The organism is Christiangramia sp. 3-2217-3z (genome assembly GCF_051195275.1).
Lineage (GTDB): Bacteria > Bacteroidota > Bacteroidia > Flavobacteriales > Flavobacteriaceae > Christiangramia > Christiangramia marina.
Window position 1 is genome coordinate 187,104 of the sequence record NZ_JBNJLI010000002.1, and the last position, 24,659, is coordinate 211,762.

Consider the following 24,659-nt stretch of genomic DNA (forward strand, 5'->3'; position numbering starts at 1 on the left):
AACAAAATGAAAAAATTATTCTTACTCGCATTACTTTTCTTCGCAGCAAACATGCAAGCCCAGGACAGTACCAGCGGTGCAATTGGAGGTAAATTAACTGACAAGGAAATGGGTGGTGAACCTCTTCCATTTGCCAATGTTCTTCTGAAAGATTCTGCTAAGGGAACCACTTCAGATTACGACGGAATATATCTTTTAGACAAACTTCAGCCAGGAACCTATACCGTCGTATTTAGTTTTGTAGGATATGAAACTCTGGAAATTCCAGATGTAGTTGTGGAAGCTGGAAAAGTGACAGAGATCAATACAGAATTAGGATCCAGTGCAGCATCCTTAGATGAAGTAGTTATTACTACGGTTTCTAGAAGAGATTCTGAAGTTGCCTTATTAGTAGAGCAAAAAAATTCAGTAGAAATAAAGGAAAGTATAGGGGCACAGGAACTGGCAAAATTAGGAGTATCTGATGCGGCTACTGCTACTACCAAGATTTCTGGTGTAACCACCAGTGAGGCTTCCGGCGATCTTTTTGTACGTGGTCTTGGTGACCGTTACCTGTATAGTACCATGAATGGTCTTCCTATTCCTTCAGATGATGTGGAAAGAAAGAATATCGATCTGGGATTGTTTCCAACCAGAGTAATTCAGAATGTATCGATTAGCAAAGCATATTCTGCAATTAGTTCTGCAGACCAGGCTTCTGGAAATGTAGATATTTCTTCTCGTGAATTAAGAGGAAAAGATGAATTAGGAATTAGTGTGCAGGGTGGCGTGAATACGAATGCTATCGGAGAATTCAGCAATTTTAAAGTTTCTCCAAACCAGGAAGACACTTATTTTGGCGTTTACGATCAGAGCATTCCAACAGAATTTACCTTGAACAACCAGAGCTGGAATCCACAGACTTCAGTTCCAGTAAATAGAAAGGTAAGCATAACTGCCGGAAAGGAATTTGGACCGCTAAGAGCATTTGTTACTGCATCTAATTCGGTTGCTTTCGAATACAACGAAGGTCTTTTCAGAAACTACAGAACGAACGTTCTTGAAGATCAGTTTACAGATGCTGAAAACTTTAAAAAGACCGATAACAATACGTTGATGGCAGATCTTGGGTTCGAGATCAATGACAATCATCGCCTAAAAGCAACCAGTTTATTTATCAATAAAGTAACCGATGAGGTTTATGAAGCTGGTAGAAACGGTGAAGGTTTTGTCTTCGAGGAAACCAACAGAGGTGAGAACCTCAACCAGTTTATTCGTGATCAGAATATCAAACAAACCAGGCTTTGGGTAAATCAGTTACATGGTTTCCATGATTTTCTTGACGGGAAGAACGAACTGGAATGGTCAGCTGGTTACAACCTTGTAAATGCAGATGAACCGAATCGTATTCGTAATGAAGTAAACATTGGAGACAATAATTTCGTGCAATTGGCCAGAACTGGTGGTTTTCAGCAAAGAAAATCTACACAGGAGATCGATGATACTGAGTTTAACGCCAGAATCGAGAACACCTATAATTTCCTGAGCATGGATAACGAAGATTCTAAGAATGCTTCCCTTATTCTTGGTGGTAACTATAGAAATAAAGAGCGTGATTTCTTTTCACAGTTCTTTGGAGCTGAAGAAACCGACTTCAATACTGTAAACCCTCCATCTATTGATAATCTTGGAGCGATCTTTACTACAGAAAACTTCAATAACAGGTTGTTGCAATTCAATCGTCTTACCCCAGATATCTATAATGGAACGCTGGAATCTTATGGCGGTTTTGCAGTTTTCAACATTGGAAACGAACAATGGAATATTAATGCTGGAGCGAGATACCAGAAGGATCAGGTAGATGTGATCTTTGACGTAAACAACTACCCACAAAACCTTCCAAATTTCACCTTTAAGGAATACGATAACATCTATCCAAGTTTAAATATCAGGTATTCGCCAAACGAAGATTCGAATATTAGACTTGCAGCCAGCAAAACGATTTCTCTACCTGAATTTAAAGAGATCGCTCCTTTCGAATATGTTTCACAGATTGGACAGATCACTCGTGGTAACCCAAATTTAGAAGCTTCGAATAACTATAACCTGGATCTTAAATATGAAGTTTTCCCAAGTTCAGGTGAGTTACTATCTCTTACAGGTTTTTATAAAAAGATCCTTGACCCAATCAACAGAACTCAGGCACGTGGTGCTTCAGGAGTATTCTCTTATTTTAATGCTAGTGACGAAGCCAATATTTATGGTCTGGAGCTTGAAGCGAGAATGGACGTGATCGAAAATGACAATGACAATGGTCTTGATCTAAGTGTATCTGGAAATATTACCAGAATGTGGCACAGTCAGGATCTTAAAGATGTTTTTGCTGAAGATGGATCTTTTGTAAGAACCTTCAGATATAACGGGAATGATGAAATTGGACTTCAGGGAGCCTCAGACTGGATCGTAAATGCATCGGCAAACTTTAGTACAGAAACAGAAAATCCTTTCCGTGGAACTATTGTAGCAAACTACGCTTCAGATAAAATATATGCACTGGGATCGCCAGACACTCAAAACCTTGACTTTATCGACATCCAATACAATGACGAGATTATTGAAAAAGGTTTTGTAACCCTTGATTTGATCCTATCCAAAGAGTTTGGAGAAAATTTCGAAATGGAATTTAAAGGACAGAACCTGCTTAACCCTGAGATTGAAAGATATCAATCTATAAGACCACTTTCTGGAAATGCTGCGGAAGCTGAGCAAACAGTAAGATCTTATACCAGAGGTGCCGTATTGAGCCTTGGGCTTAGCTACAATTTCTAATTTATTTAACCACAAATTATATACACAACTTTTCAATCAAAACTTAAATTATGAAAAAAACAGCAAGACACTTTTTGTTAATGAGCGCGCTTTTTGGCGGACTGCTTATCACAAGTTGTAGTAGTGATGATAATGATATTGAGATCATTAATCCTACAGATGATACTGAAACACCAAATCCAGGAACTTCAGATAACATCCTTAACGGAAGCGTTGATGAGGACATGACTCTTGATGCTAATACTTCGTATCAATTATCCGGAATTCTTTCCGTAGAAAGTGGCGTAACCCTTACTATTCCTGCTGGAACAGAGATCGTTGCAGATCCAGATCTTGATGATAGCGATGCCACCAATGTTTACATCGTTGTTCAAAAAGGTGGAGATATCGAAATTAACGGTACTGCATCTGCTCCCGTGATCATGCGTTCTTCCAATGGACAGGCTGGTAGCTGGGGCGGACTAATTATCGCAGGTAATGCTGAAACTACTGAAGGTTCTGATGCTACTGCTGAGGTTGGAGGTATCCTTTACGGTGGTAGCGATGCTGCAGATGATTCTGGTTCTATCAATTACCTCGTACTTTCTGATGCCGGTGCTCAGATCAATTCTGAATCTCAGTTCAACGGACTTTCTCTTTATGCAGTTGGTTCAGGAACTTCCATCATGAACGTTGCTCTTATTAATGGAGCAGATGATGGAGTTGAATTCTTTGGAGGTTCAGCAAATGCTACGAATCTTTATCTTGAAAATAATGAAGATGATGCTGTAGACTGGACTGAAGGTTGGAATGGAACAATCGATAACGTATATGTTCTTCATACCATTGGAAATTTCTCTACTGCGATTGAGGCAGATGGTGAAGACAAGCAACCTACCATCAATAACTTTACAGCGGTTTCTACTAAAGGTGGAACTGCATTACAGTTCAAGAAAAATTCTGGAGCAATCATTAACGGTCTTTCATTAAACGGATACGATAACTCAGTTGATATTCCAGACGATACCAGAACAGATCTGTCTAATATTCAATTAAACGGGGATGATGCAGATATCGACAATACATATTCACTAACTCCAACGGTAATGGAATCTACTTTTGACTGGATCTCTAATCGTGGTCAGGTATCTGTACTTCCAAACAATATCGATAGCGACCTAACTTTAGATGGTGATAGCGAATATGTAATTAGTGACGTGGTTTCTGTGAATGCCGGAGGAACTCTTACTATTCCTGCTGGAACAAAGATCACTGCCAGAAGTGATGCCGATACTGATGCTACAAGTATTTATATCGTAGTACAAAAAGGAGCAATGATCGATATCCAGGGAACTGAATCGAATCCTGTTATGATGTCTTCTACTTCAGGTCAACCTGGAAGCTGGGGTGGTCTTGTGATCGCTGGAAATGCCGCTACGACTGAAGGCTTAAATGCTACTGCGGAAGTTGGAGGGATCGTTTACGGAGGTTCTGATGCTGAAGACAATTCAGGTTCTATCTCTTATTTAATTCTGAAAGATGCCGGAGCACAGATCAATTCTGAATCTCAGTACAATGGACTATCTCTTTACGCTGTTGGATCTGGGACTACGATCGATAATATTGCGATCATCAATGGAGCAGATGATGGAGTTGAATTTTTTGGAGGTTCAGTTTCTGTAACAAATGCATACTTTGAGAACAATGAAGATGACCAGATCGACTGGACTGAAGGTTGGAATGGTTCTGTTACAAACGCATACATCAACTTAAGTATCGATAACTTCTCTACGGTTGTGGAGGCAGATGGAGAGAACAATATGCCAACGCTGAACCAGATCACTGCAGTTTCAACTGCTGGAGGAACAGCATTGCAGTTCAAGAAACTATCTGGAGCCACGATCAACGGTCTTTCTTTATCTGGTTTTGAAACCAATATTGATATTGCAGATGATACCAGAACAGATCTTTCTGGAATTCAGATCGACGGAGAAGATGCAGATGTTGAAGCAGCTTACGATGCAGATGCAACTGTAGACGCTGCAAATTTTGATTGGGTAAACTAAAATCAAGATTTAGTTTAAAATATTGAAAGTCAATAATTAGCCAAAATTAAGGGTTGCCATCTGGTAACCCTTTTTTATTATCTATAAATTACAGCGAGCCGGCATTTTGTGGCAGGATTTTTGAAATTTTATTTGTAAGTTTGTCTAATCTGTACCAAAGAGAATGAAGCAAAAGTACCTATTTAGCTTTTTATTGTTTAGTTTCCTGATGTTTGCAAGCTCTGCGAACGCTCAGGACTCTTTATCTGCTTCAGCTCGAACAGAAATTTCTATCGATGGTTTATCCATTTATCCTAACCCGATTACTGGAGGAAGAGTTTTTATTTCTTCCACTAAAAACCAGGAAAAGAAGATCGAGATCTATAATGTCTTAGGGAAGCCAGTTCTTAAAACCAGATTAAGAGGTAGAGAGCTGGACGTTTCAACACTTACTCCTGGAATTTATATTATTAAGATCGAAGAAGGAAGATCTAAGGCTACTCGCAAACTGGTGGTAAAATAAAATACACCAAGCCTTAATTTGTAAGCTTCTTTTTAAAGAGGCTTTTTTATTGCTTAATTTTGAAGCTCCAATGTTTCTTTATGCTGAAAAATAAAATCTTCAATATTTCCTCTTCGGAAGAATTTGAAAAGCTAAGCCTTGAAGTTTACCAATATCAGTATCAGCATAATCCTGTTTATCAGAAATTCTGTAAACTTTTGAAGAAATCACCTGAAAACGTTTTATCTATCAGGGAGATTCCGTTTCTACCAATAGAATTTTTCAAGAAAGAAAACATCATTACTGAAGAACAGAAAGCAGAGATCACTTTTACCAGTAGCGGAACTACCGGAGCTGCTACCAGCAAGCATCATGTTGCCGATCTTCGCATCTATGAAGAGAGTTTTTTGAAAGCATTTGAAGCTTTCTATGGTTCTCTAGAGGATTACACTTTTCTGGCTCTTCTACCAAGTTATCTGGAACGCACGGGAAGTTCTCTTATCTATATGGCAGACGCGCTCATCAAACGATCAAATAAGCCTGATAGCGGATTTTATCTCAATAACCTGGAAGATCTTTCTGAAAAATTAAAAAAGCTGGACCAGGCTGGAAAGAAAGTATTTCTGATTGGTGTTTCTTTTGCACTACTAGACCTTGTAGAAAATGAAACTTTTGATCTACAGCATACCATCGTAATGGAAACCGGAGGAATGAAAGGCAGGCGCAAAGAAATGATTCGCGAAGAACTGCATCAAATCCTAAGGTCCGGTTTTGGGGTTGATCATATCCATAGTGAATATGGAATGACTGAACTTTTATCTCAGGCGTACTCTAGTGGGAATGGCGTTTTTGAAACTCCCAACTGGATGAATATACTTGTACGGGATCCGGAAGATGCACTTACGTACGTACAGGATGGTAAAACCGGTGGTATTAATGTAATAGATCTGGCTAATTTGAACTCCTGTTCATTTATTGCCACCCAGGATCTTGGAAAGATTTCAGGCGAACAGATAGAGATCATGGGGCGTTTTGACAATAGCGATATTAGAGGTTGCAACCTTCTAGTTCTATAATCGAAATTTTAACTTTTCCAGCTGTAATTTACTGAAGTTGAGCGCGACTCAATAGTTGTAAGATGGAGAAGGTTCATATCTTCATTTAGCGCTAAGTGAATTTTCATATTAGATTGGTTAGTTAGTTACAAAGCCTTCAGGATCTCTCCTGAAGGCTTTTGTATTTTAACTTTCTAAAATTTATTAGCTGTAGAATGCCAAAAAAACGATCATTCCCATTGAAATTATGAAAATGATCGTCCTTATTATATCTTCTTCCTTGAAATTACCCATATACTTCTATGTACGAAGTCGGGCATTTTAAAGTTTTAAATCGCTCTAATGATATAGGTATTCTTCTTTCCTTTATTTAAGATAACATACTTGTTATTAATAAGATCATCTTTAGTGATCGTATAATCTTCCTTTACTTTCTCCTTGTTCACTGCTACCGAATTTTCTTTTAGTGCCCGCCTGGCTTCTCCATTCGACTTCAGAAAATTGGTTTGAGCAGCAAGCGCAGCGATCATGTCGAGTCCGTTCTCAATTTCAGGCATTGCGATATCAGCTTGCGGCACGCCTTCGAAGATATCCAGAAAGGTTGCTTCATCAAGCTTCCTGAAGTCGGCTGCCGTACTTTTTCCGAAGAGAACCTCAGAAGCAGCAAGTGCATTATTATAATCTTCTTCTGAATGTACCATAGTTGTCACCTGTTTTCCAAGTTCCTTCTGTAGCTCACGTTTGTGTGGCGCTTCCTTATGTTCAGCAATTAAAGAATCGATCTCCTCCTTGGATAAGAATGTGAAGATCTTGATATATTTTTCAGCATCTTCATCACTGGTATTCAACCAGTACTGGTAAAATTTATAAGGAGAAGTTCTCTCTTTATCCAACCAGATGTTTCCACCTTCTGTCTTCCCGAATTTAGTTCCATCAGCCTTTGTGATCAAAGGACAGGTCAAAGCATAACCTTTTCCATCTCCAATTCGCCGAATAAGTTCCGTTCCCGTAGTGATATTCCCCCATTGATCACTTCCACCCATTTGCAGCGTACAGTTATGTTCTCTGTATAAATGCAGGAAATCATAACCCTGTACCAGCTGGTAGGTAAATTCAGTAAAAGACATTCCTACAGAAGATTCAGAAGACAATCTTTTCTTCACTGAATCTTTGGACATCATATAGTTTACGGTGATATGCTTCCCTACATCCCTTATAAATTCGAGGAAAGAAAAGTCTTTCATCCAGTCATAATTGTTTACCAGAACTGCAGCATTATCATGTTCAGAATCAAAATCAAGAAATCTTGAAAGTTGTTCTTTAAGCGAATTCTGGTTGTGACGTAAGGTTTGTTCATCCAGCAAATTACGTTCAGCCGACTTCCCCGATGGATCCCCAATCATTCCGGTAGCACCGCCAACCAACGCATAAGGCTTATGCCCCGCAAGTTGAAAATGGCGTAACATCATGACTCCCACAAGGTGACCAATATGCAGCGAATCTGCCGTTGGATCTATCCCGACGTAAGCCGCGCGCATTTCTTCCATTAAATGTTCCTCGGTTCCAGGCATGGTGTCGTGCAACATCCCTCTCCAGGTAAGTTCTTTTACGAAATTCTTCTCCATAATATGCTAATTCAGGTAAAATAGCCGTAAAGATACCATTTACTCTTATTTTTCCTAAGTGCAATAACTATATTTACCCTATGATACTTGTTACTGGTGGTACGGGATTGGTAGGCGCTCATTTACTATATGAACTGGCGCGTAATGGTGAAGAAATTCGTGCTATTCATCGTGACAACAGTGATCTGAATAAGGTTCTCGAAGTATTTTCTTTTTATTCTGAAGCTGAAGAAGCACATAAACTATTTCATCAAATTGAATGGAAAGCAGCAGATCTTAATAATATTCCACAACTTACCGAAGCATTTGTAGACATTCAGCAAGTATATCACTCGGCAGCCCTGGTATCTTTTGATCCTGCAGATGAGCAGGAATTACGAAAGGTTAATATTGAAGGCACGGCAAATATCGTTAACCTTTGCATTTCCTGTAAAGTGCACAAATTATGTTTTGTTAGTAGTATCGCAGCTTTAGGCAACATTACGAATGCAGACAAAATAGATGAAACCGGTAAATGGAATCCGGAAGGAAAGCACAACGATTATGCTATTTCCAAATATGGAGCAGAGATCGAAGTATGGCGTGGAACACAAGAAGGTATAAATGCCATTATTGTGAATCCAGGTGTGATCATTGGTCCTGGTTTCTGGAATTCGGGATCTGGCAAAATCTTTAAAAAGATAGATTCCGGTTTATCCTATTACTTTCCAAAAGTTACCGGATTTGTAGGAGTGCAGGATGTTGTGAAATCCATGATTATTCTAATGAATTCTGAAAAGGGGAATGAACAATATGTTCTGGTTTCAGAAAATATTTCATTTAAGCAAGTTTTTGAATGGACTGCAGAAGCATTGAAAAGGAAGAAACCTAAGAGAAAACTTCAGAAATGGATGATCGCATCAGGATGGTTCTTTCAAAAGACTGGAAGTATTTTCGGAAGAAAAAGATCTATCACTTATGAAACTATCAATAGTCTGCATGAAGAAAGCTTTTACGATAACTCCAAGATCACGCAGGAAATGAATTATCAATTCGAGCCTATGGAAAGTGTTGTTAAACGAACTGCCGGTAATTACAAGAACTAGTTCCGGTCCTCCTCCATGCTCACGGGAGCAATCAAACTATCCCGCTTATCTTCTTTTCTTTTACTGTCAACTTTTAATTTCAGCCTGCTACGTTGTACAGAATCCCTTAATCTTGGAATGGCCATGATAGAATCCATCATCTGCAAAGAATCTTTCTGCAAGCGCTTAAGGCTATCTTCCCTTTTGATCTCCACTTCCCGCAAAGCATCGTATTTTGATTTCAATATTTTAATTCGACCTCTCACAGAATCGTAGATCCGCTCATAGATCACGTATTGATCTGAGTAATAATTACTGCTTTGTTCAAATTGAAGACTGTCAATATCATATTTTTCAAACACGAACTTGTCTGGTTGTATCCCAGTTTGTTCAAGCTTGAATTTATTATAATTCTTTGCTGCGTGAACCAATGATAACTCGGTAAGCACATCTACCATCTTCCCTTCCGGAATGAGATTGTCTGGCTTCTCAGTCTTATCCAGATCCTGACAGGCAATCAGAAAGATGGACAGTGCAAGTAATAATATGTAGGGCTTTTTAGCGATCAAATGTTAGTCTTTCAGCGACTTTCGTAAATGGTTGATGTTTGAAGTTCTTATAAACCAGGTTACCGTTCACGAAAGTATGAGTGATACGCGATTTAAAGGTTGTTCCTTCAAATGGAGACCACTGGCATTTCGAATAGATATTATCTGGTTGTACAGCCCATGGTGAGTTAAGATCTACAAGAACAAGATCTGCCTTGTATCCTTCACGAATAAAACCTCTTTTTTCAATTTGAAAAAGAATTGCCGGGTTATGACAGGCTTTTTCCACGATCTTCTCAAGAGATATTTTCCCCTGATGGTGCATTTGGAGTAAAGCAGGTAAAGCATGTTGAACTAATGGTCCGCCACTTGGAGCTTTGGTGTATACGTTCTTCTTTTCTTCTTTAGTATGAGGAGCATGATCTGTTGCAAGTACATCCAGATGATTATCCAGAAGCCCCTGTAACAAAGCTTCCTGATCCTTTTTGGTTTTTACTGCAGGGTTCCATTTGATCAATGCTCCTTTAGTTGCATAATCCTGGTCGTTAAACCATAAATGATGTATACAAACCTCAGCCGTTATCTTTTTATCCTTTAATTGCTTCTTGCTATTAAATAGAGATAATTCCTTGGCCGTAGACACATGGAAGACGTGTAATCTAGCGCCGGTTTTTTTCGCAAGAGCCACAGCTTTGGAAGATGACTTGTAACAAGCTTCTTCACTTCTAATTTTCGGATGCATTTCAATAGGAATATCATCACCAAATTTTGCCTTGGCTTCTTCCAGGTTTTTCTGAATGGTTTGCTCATCTTCACAATGTACTGCAATAAGTACAGGAGATTTTTTGAAGATCTGTTCCAATACCTTTTCATTATCCACTAGCATGTTTCCTGTAGAAGAGCCCAGAAAAAGTTTTAAAGCAGCAACTTTCTTAGGATCGATTTTTTCGATCTCCGCAAGATTATCATTCGTACCGCCAAACATAAAGGAAAAATTCGCATAAGAAGTTTCCTCAGCAATTTTGAATTTATCTTCCAGCAACTCTTCTGTGGTGGCCTGCGGTAAGGTATTCGGCATTTCTATAAAGGTAGTAATACCACCGGCTACGGCAGCCTTAGAACCCGTTTCTATATTTTCTTTATGAGTAAGACCTGGCTCTCTGAAATGTACCTGGTCATCAATTAGTCCAGGTATCAAATAGGTGCCTTCAGCATCATAGATAATTACATCTGGTGATTTTGCACTTATACTTTCTGCAATTTCAACGATGATTCCATTCTCGATGAACACATCCCCTTCAGTGATCTTATTCTCGTTTACAATCTTAGCGTTCTTGATTAAAACCTTTTTCATCAGAATTTTTTCCTGTTAAACAGACTTTTCAGCTTCATTTTTATTACCCCAAAAACGGCTTCAGAAATAATGGAGCCGCTCATTTTTGATGTTCCTCGGGTTCTATCTGTAAAGATCACCGGAACCTCTATAATCTTAAATCCTTTTAAATGGGATTTGAATTTCATTTCTATCTGGAAAGCATAACCTACAAACTGTATGCGATCCAGGTTTATTGCTCTTAGAACTTCACTTTTATAACAAACATAGCCGGCCGTTGTATCCTGTATATCCATACCAGTGATAAAGCGTACATACCTCGATGCTAACCAGGACATAAGTACACGATTCATTGGCCAATTGATGACATTAACACCGGTAATATAGCGCGAACCAATGGCGACATCGGCTCCATCTCTCTTACAGGCATTGTAAAGTCTTATAAGATCGTTGGGATTATGCGAGAAATCTGCATCCATTTCAAAGATGAAATCGTAATCTCTCTTCAAAGCCCACTTAAATCCGTGAATGTAAGCAGTTCCTAGTCCCTGCTTACCTAATCTTTCTTCAAGGAACAATGTTTCAGGAAATTCAGCCATCAAAGTGCGAACCCTGGTTGCTGTACCGTCTGGAGAATTATCATCCACAACGAGAACGTGAAACTTGCGTCTTTGTGAAAAAACGTTCCTCACAATGCGCTCGATGTTCTCTATTTCATTAAAGGTGGGTATAATAATTATCCCATTTCCCATTCCTAAAACTTTTGCGCAAATGTATGCAAATTAAAACTTCAAATCTTCATGGAAAGCATCTGCAAATAGGGTCAAAATTTTACATTTGTAAAAAAAATTAAATGCAGGCGACGGCAAGATTAAGTGAATATCAGGATTGGATCACGATCACTTTCCTTCTATGCTTTGGTTTGCTGGTATTAGCCCGTGTTGCCTTTCCACAACGTTTTGAAGAATTTATATCGCTTCTCAACTCTGGTAAATTTATAGCCTTTAAAGGAAAGGAGAATAAGGCTTTTCATGGTTTTAACATTATATTATTCTCTGTACAGGCCATCGCAGTTTCTTTATTTATCTTTCTGGGTTACAGGTACTTTTTTGAAACAGATCTTCATTCAATCGTGTTGTTCATTCGTATTCTAACAGGTTATACCTGTCTTATTTTATTGAAAGCGGGAGTTGAAAAGATCATTGGTAATATTTTCGACATCGACGAGCGAATAGATTATTATATTTTTCAAAAATTAAGCTATCGCAATTTCATATCAATCTTTCTTCTTTTCGCCTGCCTTTTCCTGGTTTACAGCATGGAAGTTACTGGCCTCAGCCTTAGTATCATCGCGGTTACGGCGGTACTTGCAAATGCATTTTCTATGTTTATGATCTATAGAAGAAATCAAAGTGCGCTTAGCGTTAATTGGTTCTATTTTATTTTGTACATTTGCGCTCTCGAAATCGCCCCTTATATTATTTTGTACAAGTTAATTACGATCTAAAAGGAACTTTAAAGAATTGCATATGAAAGTGAAAACAATTTTGGTTTCCCAGCCCGAACCTAAGGTAGAAAATTCTCCTTATTTTGAGCTGGAAGAAAAACAGAAAGTTAAAATTGATTTCATCCCCTTTATTCATGTTGAAGGCGTTCCCAGTAAGGAAGTTAGACAACAAAAAATTGATCTTGCCAACTACACCGCGATCATTTTAACCAGCCGTAATGCTGTAGATCACTTTTTCAGGATTGCCGAGGAAATGAGATTCAAGGTGCCGGACTCCTTAAAATACTTCTGTCTCAGTGAAGCCGTTGCTTATTACCTGCAGAAATATGTAGTCTATCGTAAACGTAAGATCTACGTAGGTAAAAGAACGTTCGCAGAGCTTGCTCCGCTAATTAAAAAATATAAGAACGAAAAGTTCTTACTTCCTTCTTCAGATATGCTGAAGCCAGATGTTCCTAAGACATTAAACAAACTTGGGGTAGAATGGAAAAAAGCAGTTTTTTACCGAACTGTGGTGAGTGACCTTTCAGACTTGAAAGATGTAACTTATGATATTCTTGTATTCTTCAGTCCTAGTGGAATTAAATCTCTTTTTGAAAACTTCCCAGACTTTAAGCAGAATAATACACGTATTGCTGTATTTGGAAATACGACTATTAAGGCAGCCAAGGAACACGGTTTAACAGCAGATATCAAAGCTCCTACTCCGGAAACTCCGAGTATGACCATGGCAATTAGCAAATACATCAGCGAAGTGAATAAGAAGTAAATTTGCTTTTACTTCAATACAATAAATAAAAAATCCGGTCTTGCGACCGGATTTTTTGATTTCAACTAACAATTTAAAACTAATCTACAGGAGCTCCCTTCATAATTTCTTCATTTGCATATTCCTCGAACTTGGAGAAATTCTGCTTAAAGAAAGTTGAAAGCTCTTTTGCTTTTTTATCATAAGCCTCTTTGTCTGCCCATGTATTTTTTGGATTTAAGACTTCTGCCGGCACCCCTTCACAGGTTTTAGGCATACTCAATCCAAAGATCTGGTGATTTTCAAATTCTACTCCGTCAAGTTTGCCTTCAAGTGCAGAACTTATCATTTCACGAGTATACTTCAATTTCATTCGATTTCCCACGCCATAAGGCCCACCGGTCCAGCCCGTATTTACCAGCCATACGTTAACTCCTGCATCCTTCATCTTACGACTTAGCATTTCTGCATATTTCGTAGGATGTAAAGGCATGAATGGTGCGCCAAAGCAAGCAGAAAAACTTGGTACAGGCTCGTTTACACCCGCTTCAGTACCAGCAACCTTTGCAGTGTATCCGCTTATAAAATGATATGCTGCCTGTCCTGGTGTAAGCTTGCTAATTGGAGGCAATACCCCAAAAGCATCTGCAGTTAGGAAAAATATATTCTTAGGATTCTCTCCAATAGAAGGTTCCTGTATATTATCAATATGATATATAGGATAGCTTACCCGCGTATTCTGGGTGATCGAAGTATCGCTAAAATCTACATCGCCGTTGTCATTAAGCATTACATTTTCCAGAATAGCACCAGGTTTGATCGCATGGTAAATATCTGGTTCATTTTCTTCGGAAAGGTTGATCACTTTTGCATAACATCCACCTTCAAAATTAAAAATAGTGTTCTCCTTTGTCCACCCATGCTCATCATCCCCAATGAGTTTTCTTTCCGGATCGGCTGAAAGTGTTGTCTTCCCTGTTCCAGAAAGTCCGAAGAATATAGCGGTATCGCCATCTTCTCCTACATTTGCAGAACAGTGCATTGGTAGTGTATTGTTGTAAACAGGTAATACAAAGTTAAGCGCTGAGAAGATACCTTTTTTGATCTCCCCTGTATAACCGGTTCCTCCAATTAGCGCGATCTTTTTCTTAAAATTAAGAATGGCAAAATTTTCCTGTCTGGTTCCATCTACAGAAGGATCTGCTTTAAATCCAGGCGCATTTACCACTAGCCAGTCTTCCTTAAAGCTTTCAAGTTCTGAATCATTTACTCTCAGGAACATATTGAAAGCAAACTGGTTTGACCATGGATACTCATTAATCACCCTAATGTTTAAACGATAGTTATCGTCTGCACAAGCGTAGGCATCGCGAGCAAAGATCTCTTTATCTCCAAGGTAATTTGTTACCTTATTATAAAGAGAATCAAATTTTTCCGGATCAAACGGGATGTTAATATCTCCCCACCATACTTTATCTTCTGTGATCTCATCTTTTACAATGAATCTGTCCTTTGGAGATCTTCCTGTAAACTCACCAGTGTTAACAGCAAGCGCTCCAAATGAGCTCTCTACTCCCTGTCCTAGTGCGATAGTTTTCTTCTGAAGTTCCTCTGGAGATAGTTGATAATGTACTCTGGCATTTTTGATCCCGTAATCCTCTAACGAAATCGTTTTCGTAATTTGGGTGTTATCGACCATAAAAAAATCAATTCTGTTGTTTGTTTAGGCGTACAAAAGTAAAAATCTTATGCAGATATAACGATATCGTTAATTAATTTATTTGTTTTTTAACTTTATGAATTTCAGGACTAATAAGAACCAGCCAACAATTAAAAGTCCTCCTCCAATTGGGGTAACTAATGCTATTGCTGAAAAGTCTACTCCTGTAACTGCCGATGTAGATAGTAAATAGATAGATCCGGAAAATAATAGGGTGCCGAATAGGAAAAGATAAAACAACAGTTTGCTATCTTTTTCAGTAATAATGATCCCGAGGATCAACATTAGAAAGGCATGATACATCTGGAATCTAACCCCAGTTTCAAAACTATTTAAAGAAGCTTCAGAAAGTGTTTCTTTCAAACCATGTGCTGCAAAAGCTCCAAGAATCACGGCGATCAATCCAAAAATGGCTGCGGTTACTAAAAATTTCCTGTTTGTCTGCATAGTTTTATATGAGTCAGCTTTTTAATACATTCGTTTGCACTACACAAAACTAACTTAATTTATGCGAGAAATATTAATCGTAGGTGCAGGAAAATCCACCGCTGCACTTATAGACTACCTGCTCGACCGGGCGGTAGAGCAAAATCTAAAATTAAAAATCGGCGACAAGGAACTCGAAAATGCCAAAAATGCCTGCCGGGATCGCAAACATTGCGAAGCCATCGAACTGGATGTTTTCAACAAGGAAAGCAGGGAACCGGCAATTCAGCAGGCAGATCTGGTGATTTCCATGTTGCCGGCAAGATTCCATATTGAGGTCGCCCATGATTGCGTGAAGTATAACAAGCATATGGTAACGGCTTCCTATATAAGTGATGAGATGCGTGCTCTGGATGAAGAGGTTAAGAAAAAAAACCTTGTTTTCATGAATGAGATTGGCGTGGATCCGGGAATTGACCATATGAGCGCCATGCAGGTAATCGACAGAATAAGAGACAAAGGTGGAAAGATCTTACTTTTTGAATCATTTACCGGCGGACTTGTTGCTCCGGAAAGTGATAACAATCTATGGAACTATAAATTTACCTGGAATCCCAGAAACGTAGTTGTTGCCGGGCAGGGTGGTGTTGCTGAATTTATCCAGGAGGGGAAGTACAAGTATATTCCATACCATAGACTATTTAGAAGGACTGAATTTTTGGAAGTAGAAGGCTACGGAAAATTTGAAGGTTATGCCAACAGGAATTCTCTTAAATATCAGAGCGTCTACGGACTCGAAAATGCACTTACCTTATATAGAGGGACTATAAGAAAAGTAGGCTTCAGTAGAGCATGGAATATGTTCGTGCAACTTGGAATGACCGATGATAGTTTCGAAATGACTAATTCAGAAGAAATGAGCTACCGCGATTTCATCAATTCTTTTCTTCCGTATTCCCCAAGTGATTCCGTAGAACTTAAAACCAGACATAGTCTTAAAATCGATCAGGATGATATTATGTGGGACAAGCTTATAGAACTTGATCTATTTAATTCAGAAAAAAAGATCGGCATCAAAAATGCTACTCCGGCGCAAGCGCTTCAAAAGATTTTGATGGATAAATGGACGCTGGCTGAAGATGACAAGGATATGATCGTTATGTACCATAAATTTGGTTACGAGCTAGATGGCGAAAAGAAGCAAATTGATTCTACGATGGTTCATATTGGAGAGGATCAGTCCAAAACAGCCATGTCTAAGACCGTGGGATTACCAGTAGCCATTTCAGCATTGATGATCCTCAACGGAGAAATAAAAACTCCAGGTGTTCAATTACCAATTCGCAAGGAGGTCTATGAGCCTATTCTGAAAGAACTTGAAGCTCATGATATCATTTTTAAAGAAAAAGAAACAGAATATCTAGGATACAACCCACTTGGTGAAGTAGGTAATTAAAATTGAAAAGCATTTTTGCTATTTTAGCTTAACGACCAAAAATTATCCTTATGAAGATTGTAAACGATAGTGTTGAGCTAGATGGGATCGACAAGACCATTCTTAACTATCTAATGAAAGATGCCAAAAAACCGATCCTGGAGATCGCCAAGAATATTGGTATTACCGGCGCAGCTGTACACCAGCGTTTGAGAAAATTAGAAAAATCTGGTTTGATCGAAGGCTCTAAAATGATGCTGGATGCCAGGTTGCTAGGTTACAAAACCATGGCTTTTGTAGGGGTTTACCTGGATAAAGCCGTAAGTAACCCACAGGCCGTGAAACAACTTAGTGAAATTCCTGAGGTTATCGAATGTCACTACACAACGGGAAACTGGTCAATTTTTCTTAAGATCTTATGTCGTGATAACGAACATCTAATGGTTGTACTTAATAAAAACATACAGGCGATAGACGGTGTCTCCCGTACAGAAACCTTTATAAGTCTCAATCAACAAATAGACCGCCAGATCAAGATATAATGAAAAAAGGCTGTTAGTGTTCTAACAGCCTTTTCTATTATTCTGAAGTTTAAATTAATCTCTACCCATAAATATTCCAACGAAATATAATAGCGTAGCCAGTGATCCTACTGCAGCTACCACATAAGTTCTAGCCGCCCATTTCAGCGAATCTTCTGCTGCATCATGTTCCGCAGAAGTCAGCATATTTTCAGTTTCCAGCCATACCAAAGCTCTTTTACTGGCATCATACTCTACTGGCAAGGTGATAAAACTGAACAAGGTTCCCATTGCAAACATAATGATCCCTACAAGTAGCACTGTTTGCCCTACTCCTACGCTCACCATACTCATTAATATAAGTCCACCAAAGATCGCCCATTGGGAAAACTTGGAAGCGATACTTACCAACGGAACTAATTTACTTCTCATTTGCAACCAGCTGTAAGCTTTCGCATGTTGAACTGCGTGACCGCATTCGTGAGCAGCAACTGCCGCTGCCGCAGCATTTCGTTGAGAGTAAACTCCTTCACTCAGATTCACGGTTTTCTTAGACGGATTATAATGATCTGAAAGCATTCCTGGAGTAGAAATCACTTTTACATCATTAATCCCGTGGTCCCGCAACATTTTTTCAGCGATCTCCTTACCGCTCATTCCATTTTGAAGGTGCACTTTGGAGTACTCCTTAAATTTGCTCTTTAGTTTGTTGCTCACAAACATGCTCACTAAGAATATGAGCCCGGCAATTATATAATATCCCATCATAGGTCCTAATATTTTAAGTTTTAGTAATGATACAAATATATCAAAAACCCCGCCAGCAGAATTGGCTGTCAGTCGATTATTAAAAGGCTAATGAGTTAATTTATTCTAAATGCTTCCCAATCATTTTCAAAAAGGGCACTTTATATTTCACAAATTCAGATATTAGCTATATTTGCAACGGTTCATAAAAAACAGCTATGCAATACAAGAGAATACTTTTAAAACTATCTGGAGAAGCTTTAATGGGAAAGCGCCAATATGGCATCGATCCCGAACGCCTGGCAGAATATGCTGCGGAAATCAAATCGGTAGTAGAAGAAGGTGTTGAGCTTGCTATTGTAATTGGTGGTGGAAACATTTTTAGAGGTGTTGCCGGTGCCAGTAAAGGAATGGATCGAGTACAGGGTGATCATATGGGAATGCTCGCTACCGTAATTAATGGTCTGGCTTTACAAAGTGCACTTGAAGATGCAGATATTCAAACCAGGTTACAGTCGGCTATCAAAATTAATGAAGTTGCAGAACCTTTTATAAGAAGAAAAGCTATCAGGCACCTGGAAAAAGGTCGTGTGGTGATCTTTGGTGGTGGAACTGGAAATCCATATTTCACTACAGATTCTGCAGCAGTATTAAGAGCTATTGAAATAAAAGCTGATGTGATTCTTAAGGGAACCAGAGTAGATGGAATTTATACTTCTGACCCGGAAAAGGACAAAAGCGCTACAAAATTTGATTTTATTTCTTTCGAGGATGTCTTGAAAAAAGGATTAAAAGTAATGGATACAACGGCATTTACTTTGAGCCAGGAAAACGAATTACCTATTATTGTATTCGATATGAACAAACCGGGGAACTTGTTAAAAGTTACGACTGGAGAGCCTGTAGGAACAAAAGTGAATTTATAATTAAATAGAAAACGATATTAGAAATGGACGAGGTTGAATTTATTTTAGAAGAAGCAAAAGAAGCAATGGAGAACGCCATTGTGCATCTTAAAAAACAACTTTCAAATATACGCGCCGGTAAAGCTACTCCAAGCATGCTTGGAAGTGTAATGGTTGATTATTACGGAGCAAAAACGCCTTTGCAACAGGTTGCTAATGTGAACACACCAGATGCGCGAACATTATCAATTCAGCCTTTCGAAAAGAGTATGATCCAAGAAATCGAAAAAGGGATCATGGTTGCGAATCTTGGGTTTAATCCAATGAACAATGGTGAGAGTGTGATCATTAACGTACCGCCACTTACCGAGGAGCGTCGTATTCAATTGTCCAAGCAGGCAAAAGCTGAAGCGGAAGATTCCAAAATTGGAGTTAGAAATGATCGTAAGCATGCAATGCAGGAACTTAAAAAAACTGATATCTCTGAAGATGCTTTAAAAGCTTCCGAAAATGAAGTTCAGGAACTTACAAATGAATATATCGCCAAGATCGAAAGTATCCTGGTGGTGAAGGAAAAAGAGATCATGACCGTTTAATGATCACAATTTCAAAATTTTATGCCGGTTCGGGTCTGGAGAAAAACAGATTTGAACCGGCATTTTTATTTCTGAACAAATTCATTTTAAGATAATGTCGAAGCTAGTATGCCTGTTTTTACTGATCACTACTTTAAGCTTCGCCCAGTCTAAGGTGAATGGCCGGGTCATCGATTCAGAAACTAATGAACCACTAGCCTATGCCAGGATCACCTTTAAAAATGGCACAGTATTAACCAATATTGACGGTAGTTTTGAATTGCAAGTTGGAAAAGAAGTCGTTGAAGTAAGAATTAGTTATGTTGGCTATGAAACAATAAGTACACGTATTAATCAAGACACAAAGTATCTACAGATCAAATTAAGCGCCGTTCGGGAGAGACTGCAAACTGTAGAACTTTCCAATGCACCTAATCCTGCCGACAGTCTTATTTCTGAAGCGATTTCGCGAAAAGAACTAAATGATCCCGAGGAGGTCTTACCGGGTTTCAAATATAAAAGTTATTCCAAGTTTATTGTAGACAACGAAGGTGGTGGAATTCAGCTTTATGCCGATAGTACTTCAGCAGCAATGAAGACCATTGTAAATGAGGGGCGCGGATATCTTTCAGAAAAAGTGGCCAGTCACAGTTATGATGGGAATGGAGATACTTCAGAAGAAGTACTCGGTGTAAGAACTGCTGGATTTAAAAAACCGGTTTATAATGTTCTCACTATGGGCGTCAATCCGTTTTCTCTATATAAGAACGATTACAGTCTCTATAAAACAGATTATGCAGGACCATTGGGAAAAGCAGCTTTTAAGAACTATGATTACAAGATTCTGGATACGACTCGAACCTCAAGACCTGCTTATGTGATCTACTTTAATCCAAAGCGTGAAGAGATTGTAGCTGGCCTGGAAGGAATTCTATATTTAGATACAGAAACCCTCGCTATTCAGAAGGCAAAAGCGCAACTTCTGGGATCGGTAAAACTGGAAGTTGACTATGAATATCAATATTTCCCTGATCATGCCATCTGGTTTCCGAAGCTACAAACGACTACAATAAGAGCAGGTTCGGGAGGAAAAGAAATAGCAGTTTTTGGCGGTACGGTTGGAATTGGAACTGTTCAGCAAAACCCTGGCATACTTGGCAGACTCCTGGGTGCAGATGAAATAAGCGGGGATCTTTTCCTAAATTCAACCGTAGTACACTACGATTTTGACTTGCAGCCACAGACAAAAGTTAAAGTTAGTCAAGCTGAGATCAGGATCGATCCAGACGCTATAGACAGAACACAAAGTTTCTGGAAAGAGAACAGAAAAGTGGAATTCGATGATCGCGATGAAGCTACTGAACAGAAAGTAGTCAGTCTTATAAAGTTTCAGAATATAGAACGTAAGATTCAGGTGAAACAAGCCATCGCTTCTGGCTCTTACCCTTTAGGTTTCTGGGATATAGACCTTGGAAAGATCTTCAAGTTTAGTAATTATGAAGGCATAAGGCTTGGATTTGGAGGAAAGACAAACGATCAATTTTCACAGAATTTTAATCTGAACTCTTATCTGACTTATGGTTTTAAAGATGAAGTCTTTAAATATGGTTTGGGTAGCCAGATCTATCTCAACAAGACAAACCATACGTTTTTAAACTTCAGTTTTTCAAGAGATATTGATGAAATTGCTTCCGTAGATTACCTTAAAGGGAGAAATACTTTTTCTATCCTGGAACCTAGATTCGTAAACACCAATAATTACTACAATATCAGGACTTTTGCCATCGGGCTTGAACATAAGATCACACCAAGGCTTGATACGCAGTTGCGATTTTCAAGAGAGAAAATATGGCAGATCAAAAATTACAATTATAACGATAACAATCAGTTGTACAGCGATTATGATCTTCATTTTATTAAAGCGGGATTCCTATGGCAACCATTTTCAAAATATCTAAGAACTCCGCAAGGTGATGTATTACTAGAGAAAAAATTCCCTCAATTTACCGGTCAGTTAGAACAGGCAATGGAAATCTTGAATGGCGATTTCAACTTTACCAGAATTGGAATCAAAGCAGAGCATGAGATCTTAAGGCTCGATCAATCAAGAACCGAATTTATACTGGAAGGTAATTATGCTGTAGGAGATATACCTTTAACACATGCTTTCCACTCCTACCCTAATAATCCTAACAGATCCAGGATTTCTCAAAGAATTTCGGTTGCTGGTCGTAACAGTTTTGAAACCATGTATTTCAATGAATTTTATTCAGACAGGCAGGTAATGATGCATATGAGGCACCAATTAAGACCGTTTATTATAAGTAAAAATTTTCGACCAGAACTTGTTTTCATTTCAAGGCATGCCATTGGTGATTTCACAGATATTGCTAAGCATGAAGGCATCAGTTTCAATACTCTCGAAAATGGATTTTCTGAAGCAGGACTGGAGTTAAATAAATTATTTGGCGGCTTTGGTCTTAGCACAGCCTATAGATATGGAGCATATCATCTACCTACTTTCAAAGAGAACTTCTCTCTCAAATTCACTTTACAGGTACAGTTATAGCTCAAACCTCGATTAATACATTAATAACAAAGTATTTAAATAGGGTTTTTTTACCTTTGCGCCGCTAATAGAAAGCCATGCAAAAGATCTTTAGCTTTGGATTCTGGAATTCCATCGCACGCCTTATTTTACGAAACCGAATTGTGATCATTGTTCTTATACTGATCGCAACCTACCTGCTTTCCACGCAATGGAAAAACATGCAATTTTCGTTTACTGAGGCTAATTTAATGCCAGACGATCACGAGGTGAACGTGAGTTATAACGACTTCCTGGAAAAGTTTGGTGAAGAGGGAAATCTTATCCTGTTAGGAGTACAGGATTCTGCCTTGTTTACTCCTGAAAAGTTTAAAGCCTGGAATGAACTTACAGATACGCTACTTACTTATCCTGAAGTTGACCAGATCATTTCTCCGGCCAGCCTTCAGGAACTTAAAAAGTTTGAAGATCCCAAAAGATTTGAAATGGTGCCAGTGCTACCGGAAGAAGATCTGGATAGTGAAATACTTGCGACTTTCGAAAACAAACTTTTTACGGCTCTGCCTTTCTATGAGAACCTGGTGTATAGTTCACATTCCAATACTATACAATCTGCTTTGTATCTCAATAAAGAACTGGTAAACACTAAAGCCAGAAAGATCTTTGTACTGGAAGAACTGGAACCTCTTATCGCTGAATTTGAAGAGCAGAAGGGCATCGATATCAGGGTTTCGGGAATGCCTTATATACGAACCTTGAATGCACAAAACATAGTCGATGAAATTGGACTTTTTATTGTGGCAGCCTTGTTGGTCACTTCCATAATATTCTTCTTTTTCTTTCGATCCATACGAGCCACCATTATTTCTATGGTTACGGTTTGTATTGGAGTTATGTGGGCCTTTGGTTTTATAGGGCTTCTGCATTATGAGATTACGATCCTAACGGCACTTATTCCTCCACTTATTATCGTAATAGGTATTCCAAACTGTATTTTCCTAATCAACAAATATCAGCAGGAGATCAAAAAACATGGAAACCAGGCAAAGTCGTTGCAACGAGTGATCACCAAAGTTGGTAATGCTACATTGATGACCAATGTAACTACCGCATCTGGTTTTGCAACTTTCATTTTAACCGATAGTCAGCTTTTAAGAGAGTTTGGTGTGGTGGCCTCTATCAACATCCTGGCAATCTTTGTTTTAAGTTTATTGATCATTCCGGTTATATACTCCTACTTGAAACCACCGCGAGACAGGCACTTAAAACATCTGAATACACGATGGATTGGCGGCTTTGTTGACTGGATGGAAAATATGGTAAGAAACCATAGAATTGCTATTTATATATCTTCTCTGGGGCTTCTGATTCTTAGTATCATTGGAATTTACACCATTAAGGTTTCAGGAAGTATTCTTGAGGACATGCCTCAGGAAACCCAATTCTATAAGGATGTAAAATTCTTTGAACGGGAATTTGATGGAGTGATGCCTTTGGAAATCATGATCGATACCAAGAGACCGAAGGGCGTTTTAAAGCTTTCTACTTTAAAACGGATGAATGATCTTGAAAGTAAGATCGAAGAGATTCCGGAATTAAGCAAGCCATTATCCATCAACCGACTCGTAAAATACAGCAAGCAGGCGTATTATAATGGGAACCCGAAATATTACCAGTTACCAACATCACAGGAGCAAAACTTTATAATGCCCTATGCAAAAGGTCTTTCTTCTTCGGAAGGAATTATGCAGAGTTACGTGGATTCTACTGGACAATATGCTCGAATTACTACATTCATGAAGGATGTGGGGACCGAGAAAATGGAGGAGATCGAAAATGACCTTTTACCAGAAATAGAAAAGATCTTTCCATCTGAAAGATATGAGGTTTCACTTACCGGAAAGGCGCTGCTTTTTCAGAAAGGAACAAGTTACCTGGTTAGAAATTTAATAATTTCATTAGGACTCGCTATACTGCTTATTGCAGGTTTAATGGCCTGGATGTTTAGAAGTTTCAGGATGATTTTGATCTCTCTGGTACCAAACTTACTTCCTTTGATCGTTACTGCGGGAGTAATGGGCTTTCTTGGAGTTCCTATTAAACCCTCAACGATCCTGGTTTTTAGTATTGCTTTCGGAATTTCAGTTGATGACACTATTCATTTTCTGGCAAAATACAGGCAGGAATTAAAAGCCAATGACTGGAAGATCAAGCGCTCCGTTTATGCAGCACTAAGAGAAACCGGCGTAAGTATGTTCTATACGTCCATCGTTCTCTTCTTTGGATTTTCAGTATTCATGATTAGTAGTTTTGGAGGGACGGTTGCCCTTGGTGGACTGGTTTCGGCCACTCTGCTGTTTGCTATGCTGTCGAACTTACTATTGCTACCTTCACTTCTGCTTTCACTGGAAAGAAGTATTGCGAATAAGGAAACTTTAAAGGAACCGGCGATGCGTATTTTTGAGACCGAAGAAGAGGAGGCAAATCGAGATCAGCAAAACAATTAAATTAATATATAAAACAGCCTGCTTGCTAAGCTTCAGGCGAAAAACTATCTTTGTTTTTTCT

The 24,659-nt window shown here is 38.7% G+C and carries 20 protein-coding genes; 13 read left to right on the forward strand and 7 right to left on the reverse strand.

Going from position 1 to position 24,659, the window contains the following annotated elements; genetic code table 11:
• Window positions 1-6: 6 nt before the first annotated feature.
• The 4 genes from ACSHZO_RS04210 to ACSHZO_RS04225 all read left to right on the forward strand — a co-directional run bounded on the left by ACSHZO_RS04210 (window position 7) and on the right by ACSHZO_RS04225 (window position 6,410).
• A complete protein-coding gene (locus ACSHZO_RS04210) occupies window positions 7-2,808 on the forward strand; it encodes a TonB-dependent receptor (protein ID WP_298246083.1) in 2,802 nt (933 codons plus the stop codon).
• A 50-nt stretch (window positions 2,809-2,858) separates the two neighbouring features.
• Entirely contained in the window at window positions 2,859-4,853 is a 1,995-nt protein-coding gene (locus tag ACSHZO_RS04215) for a hypothetical protein (protein WP_298246082.1), read from the forward strand.
• Window positions 4,854-5,016: 163 nt separating this feature from the next.
• Entirely contained in the window at window positions 5,017-5,355 is a 339-nt protein-coding gene (locus ACSHZO_RS04220; RefSeq protein WP_298246081.1) for a T9SS type A sorting domain-containing protein, read from the forward strand.
• Window positions 5,356-5,435: 80 nt separating this feature from the next.
• The gene (locus ACSHZO_RS04225; protein WP_298246080.1) at window positions 5,436-6,410 is read left to right on the forward strand and encodes an acyl transferase; all 975 of its coding nucleotides are present in this window, start codon (window positions 5,436-5,438) and stop codon (window positions 6,408-6,410) included.
• A 308-nt stretch (window positions 6,411-6,718) separates the two neighbouring features.
• Here the strand turns inward: ACSHZO_RS04225 and tyrS are convergent, their stop codons facing one another.
• On the reverse strand, window positions 6,719-8,014 hold the full coding sequence (gene tyrS / locus ACSHZO_RS04230) for a tyrosine--tRNA ligase (protein WP_298246079.1): 1,296 nt from the start codon (window positions 8,012-8,014) through the stop codon (window positions 6,719-6,721).
• Window positions 8,015-8,094: 80 nt separating this feature from the next.
• Here tyrS and ACSHZO_RS04235 point away from each other — a divergent pair, with 80 nt between their 5' ends.
• On the forward strand, window positions 8,095-9,099 hold the full coding sequence (locus ACSHZO_RS04235; RefSeq protein ID WP_298246078.1) for an NAD-dependent epimerase/dehydratase family protein: 1,005 nt from the start codon (window positions 8,095-8,097) through the stop codon (window positions 9,097-9,099).
• Here the strand turns inward: ACSHZO_RS04235 and ACSHZO_RS04240 are convergent.
• The 3 genes from ACSHZO_RS04240 to ACSHZO_RS04250 are packed head-to-tail and all read right to left on the reverse strand — an operon-like array spanning window position 9,096 to window position 11,711.
• Complete coding sequence (locus tag ACSHZO_RS04240) at window positions 9,096-9,647, reverse strand: DUF4296 domain-containing protein (RefSeq protein WP_298246077.1); 552 nt, start codon at window positions 9,645-9,647, stop codon at window positions 9,096-9,098. The genes ACSHZO_RS04235 and ACSHZO_RS04240 overlap by 4 nt on opposite strands.
• Window positions 9,637-10,980 carry a dihydroorotase gene (locus ACSHZO_RS04245; RefSeq protein ID WP_298246076.1) on the reverse strand — a complete coding sequence of 448 codons (1,344 nt, stop codon included), beginning with the start codon at window positions 10,978-10,980 and terminating at the stop codon, window positions 9,637-9,639. The genes ACSHZO_RS04240 and ACSHZO_RS04245 overlap by 11 nt, the downstream gene beginning before the upstream one ends.
• Entirely contained in the window at window positions 10,980-11,711 is a 732-nt protein-coding gene (locus tag ACSHZO_RS04250; RefSeq protein ID WP_298246075.1) for a polyprenol monophosphomannose synthase, read from the reverse strand. Before ACSHZO_RS04250 ends, ACSHZO_RS04245 begins: the two co-directional genes overlap by 1 nt.
• Before the next feature lie 101 nt (window positions 11,712-11,812).
• Here ACSHZO_RS04250 and ACSHZO_RS04255 point away from each other — a divergent pair, with 101 nt between their 5' ends.
• Together ACSHZO_RS04255 and ACSHZO_RS04260 are read left to right on the forward strand one after the other, a co-directional pair.
• Entirely contained in the window at window positions 11,813-12,466 is a 654-nt protein-coding gene (locus ACSHZO_RS04255) for a DUF4271 domain-containing protein (protein ID WP_298246074.1), read from the forward strand.
• Window positions 12,467-12,488: 22 nt separating this feature from the next.
• The gene (locus tag ACSHZO_RS04260; RefSeq protein WP_295180250.1) at window positions 12,489-13,235 is read left to right on the forward strand and encodes a uroporphyrinogen-III synthase; all 747 of its coding nucleotides are present in this window, start codon (window positions 12,489-12,491) and stop codon (window positions 13,233-13,235) included.
• Window positions 13,236-13,314: 79 nt separating this feature from the next.
• Here the strand turns inward: ACSHZO_RS04260 and pckA are convergent, their stop codons facing one another.
• Window positions 13,315-14,913 carry a phosphoenolpyruvate carboxykinase (ATP) gene (pckA, locus tag ACSHZO_RS04265; RefSeq protein ID WP_298246073.1) on the reverse strand — a complete coding sequence of 533 codons (1,599 nt, stop codon included), beginning with the start codon at window positions 14,911-14,913 and terminating at the stop codon, window positions 13,315-13,317.
• A gap of 78 nt (window positions 14,914-14,991) precedes the next feature.
• A complete protein-coding gene (locus ACSHZO_RS04270; protein ID WP_298246072.1) occupies window positions 14,992-15,381 on the reverse strand; it encodes a DUF423 domain-containing protein in 390 nt (129 codons plus the stop codon).
• Between the two features lie 61 nt (window positions 15,382-15,442).
• Between ACSHZO_RS04270 and ACSHZO_RS04275 the strand changes: the two genes are divergently transcribed.
• The gene (locus tag ACSHZO_RS04275; protein ID WP_298246071.1) at window positions 15,443-16,816 is read left to right on the forward strand and encodes a saccharopine dehydrogenase family protein; all 1,374 of its coding nucleotides are present in this window, start codon (window positions 15,443-15,445) and stop codon (window positions 16,814-16,816) included.
• A 50-nt stretch (window positions 16,817-16,866) separates the two neighbouring features.
• Window positions 16,867-17,337, forward strand: coding sequence for an Lrp/AsnC family transcriptional regulator (locus ACSHZO_RS04280; protein ID WP_026914065.1), 471 nt, complete (start codon window positions 16,867-16,869; stop codon window positions 17,335-17,337).
• Between the two features lie 54 nt (window positions 17,338-17,391).
• Here ACSHZO_RS04280 and ACSHZO_RS04285 read toward each other — a convergent pair whose 3' ends face one another.
• Window positions 17,392-18,084: a zinc metallopeptidase gene (locus tag ACSHZO_RS04285; RefSeq protein ID WP_298246070.1), complete on the reverse strand. Its 693-nt coding sequence runs from the start codon at window positions 18,082-18,084 to the stop codon at window positions 17,392-17,394.
• A gap of 197 nt (window positions 18,085-18,281) precedes the next feature.
• Between ACSHZO_RS04285 and pyrH the strand changes: the two genes are divergently transcribed.
• The 4 genes from pyrH (at window position 18,282) to ACSHZO_RS04305 (ending at window position 24,598) form a co-directional block, all read left to right on the forward strand.
• Entirely contained in the window at window positions 18,282-18,989 is a 708-nt protein-coding gene (pyrH, locus tag ACSHZO_RS04290; protein WP_141878898.1) for a UMP kinase, read from the forward strand.
• A 23-nt stretch (window positions 18,990-19,012) separates the two neighbouring features.
• Window positions 19,013-19,564, forward strand: coding sequence for a ribosome recycling factor (frr, locus tag ACSHZO_RS04295; RefSeq protein ID WP_298246069.1), 552 nt, complete (start codon window positions 19,013-19,015; stop codon window positions 19,562-19,564).
• A 94-nt stretch (window positions 19,565-19,658) separates the two neighbouring features.
• Window positions 19,659-22,112 carry a DUF5686 family protein gene (locus ACSHZO_RS04300; RefSeq protein WP_298246068.1) on the forward strand — a complete coding sequence of 818 codons (2,454 nt, stop codon included), beginning with the start codon at window positions 19,659-19,661 and terminating at the stop codon, window positions 22,110-22,112.
• Window positions 22,113-22,189: 77 nt separating this feature from the next.
• A complete protein-coding gene (locus ACSHZO_RS04305; RefSeq protein ID WP_295180257.1) occupies window positions 22,190-24,598 on the forward strand; it encodes an efflux RND transporter permease subunit in 2,409 nt (802 codons plus the stop codon).
• Window positions 24,599-24,659 lie beyond the last annotated feature (61 nt).

Coding starts and splice junctions, on each gene's coding strand:
- frr (WP_298246069.1), top strand. CDS start 19,013: ATGGACGAGGTTGAATTTATTTTAGAAGAAGCAAAAGAAGCAATGGAG.
- ACSHZO_RS04250 (WP_298246075.1), bottom strand. CDS start 11,711: ATGGGAAATGGGATAATTATTATACCCACCTTTAATGAAATAGAGAAC.
- ACSHZO_RS04220 (WP_298246081.1), top strand. CDS start 5,017: ATGAAGCAAAAGTACCTATTTAGCTTTTTATTGTTTAGTTTCCTGATG.
- ACSHZO_RS04255 (WP_298246074.1), top strand. CDS start 11,813: ATGCAGGCGACGGCAAGATTAAGTGAATATCAGGATTGGATCACGATC.
- ACSHZO_RS04215 (WP_298246082.1), top strand. CDS start 2,859: ATGAAAAAAACAGCAAGACACTTTTTGTTAATGAGCGCGCTTTTTGGC.
- pyrH (WP_141878898.1), top strand. CDS start 18,282: ATGCAATACAAGAGAATACTTTTAAAACTATCTGGAGAAGCTTTAATG.
- ACSHZO_RS04210 (WP_298246083.1), top strand. CDS start 7: ATGAAAAAATTATTCTTACTCGCATTACTTTTCTTCGCAGCAAACATG.
- ACSHZO_RS04245 (WP_298246076.1), bottom strand. CDS start 10,980: ATGAAAAAGGTTTTAATCAAGAACGCTAAGATTGTAAACGAGAATAAG.
- ACSHZO_RS04225 (WP_298246080.1), top strand. CDS start 5,436: ATGCTGAAAAATAAAATCTTCAATATTTCCTCTTCGGAAGAATTTGAA.
- ACSHZO_RS04260 (WP_295180250.1), top strand. CDS start 12,489: ATGAAAGTGAAAACAATTTTGGTTTCCCAGCCCGAACCTAAGGTAGAA.
- ACSHZO_RS04285 (WP_298246070.1), bottom strand. CDS start 18,084: ATGATGGGATATTATATAATTGCCGGGCTCATATTCTTAGTGAGCATG.
- ACSHZO_RS04270 (WP_298246072.1), bottom strand. CDS start 15,381: ATGCAGACAAACAGGAAATTTTTAGTAACCGCAGCCATTTTTGGATTG.
- ACSHZO_RS04280 (WP_026914065.1), top strand. CDS start 16,867: ATGAAGATTGTAAACGATAGTGTTGAGCTAGATGGGATCGACAAGACC.
- ACSHZO_RS04275 (WP_298246071.1), top strand. CDS start 15,443: ATGCGAGAAATATTAATCGTAGGTGCAGGAAAATCCACCGCTGCACTT.
- tyrS (WP_298246079.1), bottom strand. CDS start 8,014: ATGGAGAAGAATTTCGTAAAAGAACTTACCTGGAGAGGGATGTTGCAC.
- ACSHZO_RS04305 (WP_295180257.1), top strand. CDS start 22,190: ATGCAAAAGATCTTTAGCTTTGGATTCTGGAATTCCATCGCACGCCTT.
- pckA (WP_298246073.1), bottom strand. CDS start 14,913: ATGGTCGATAACACCCAAATTACGAAAACGATTTCGTTAGAGGATTAC.
- ACSHZO_RS04300 (WP_298246068.1), top strand. CDS start 19,659: ATGTCGAAGCTAGTATGCCTGTTTTTACTGATCACTACTTTAAGCTTC.
- ACSHZO_RS04235 (WP_298246078.1), top strand. CDS start 8,095: ATGATACTTGTTACTGGTGGTACGGGATTGGTAGGCGCTCATTTACTA.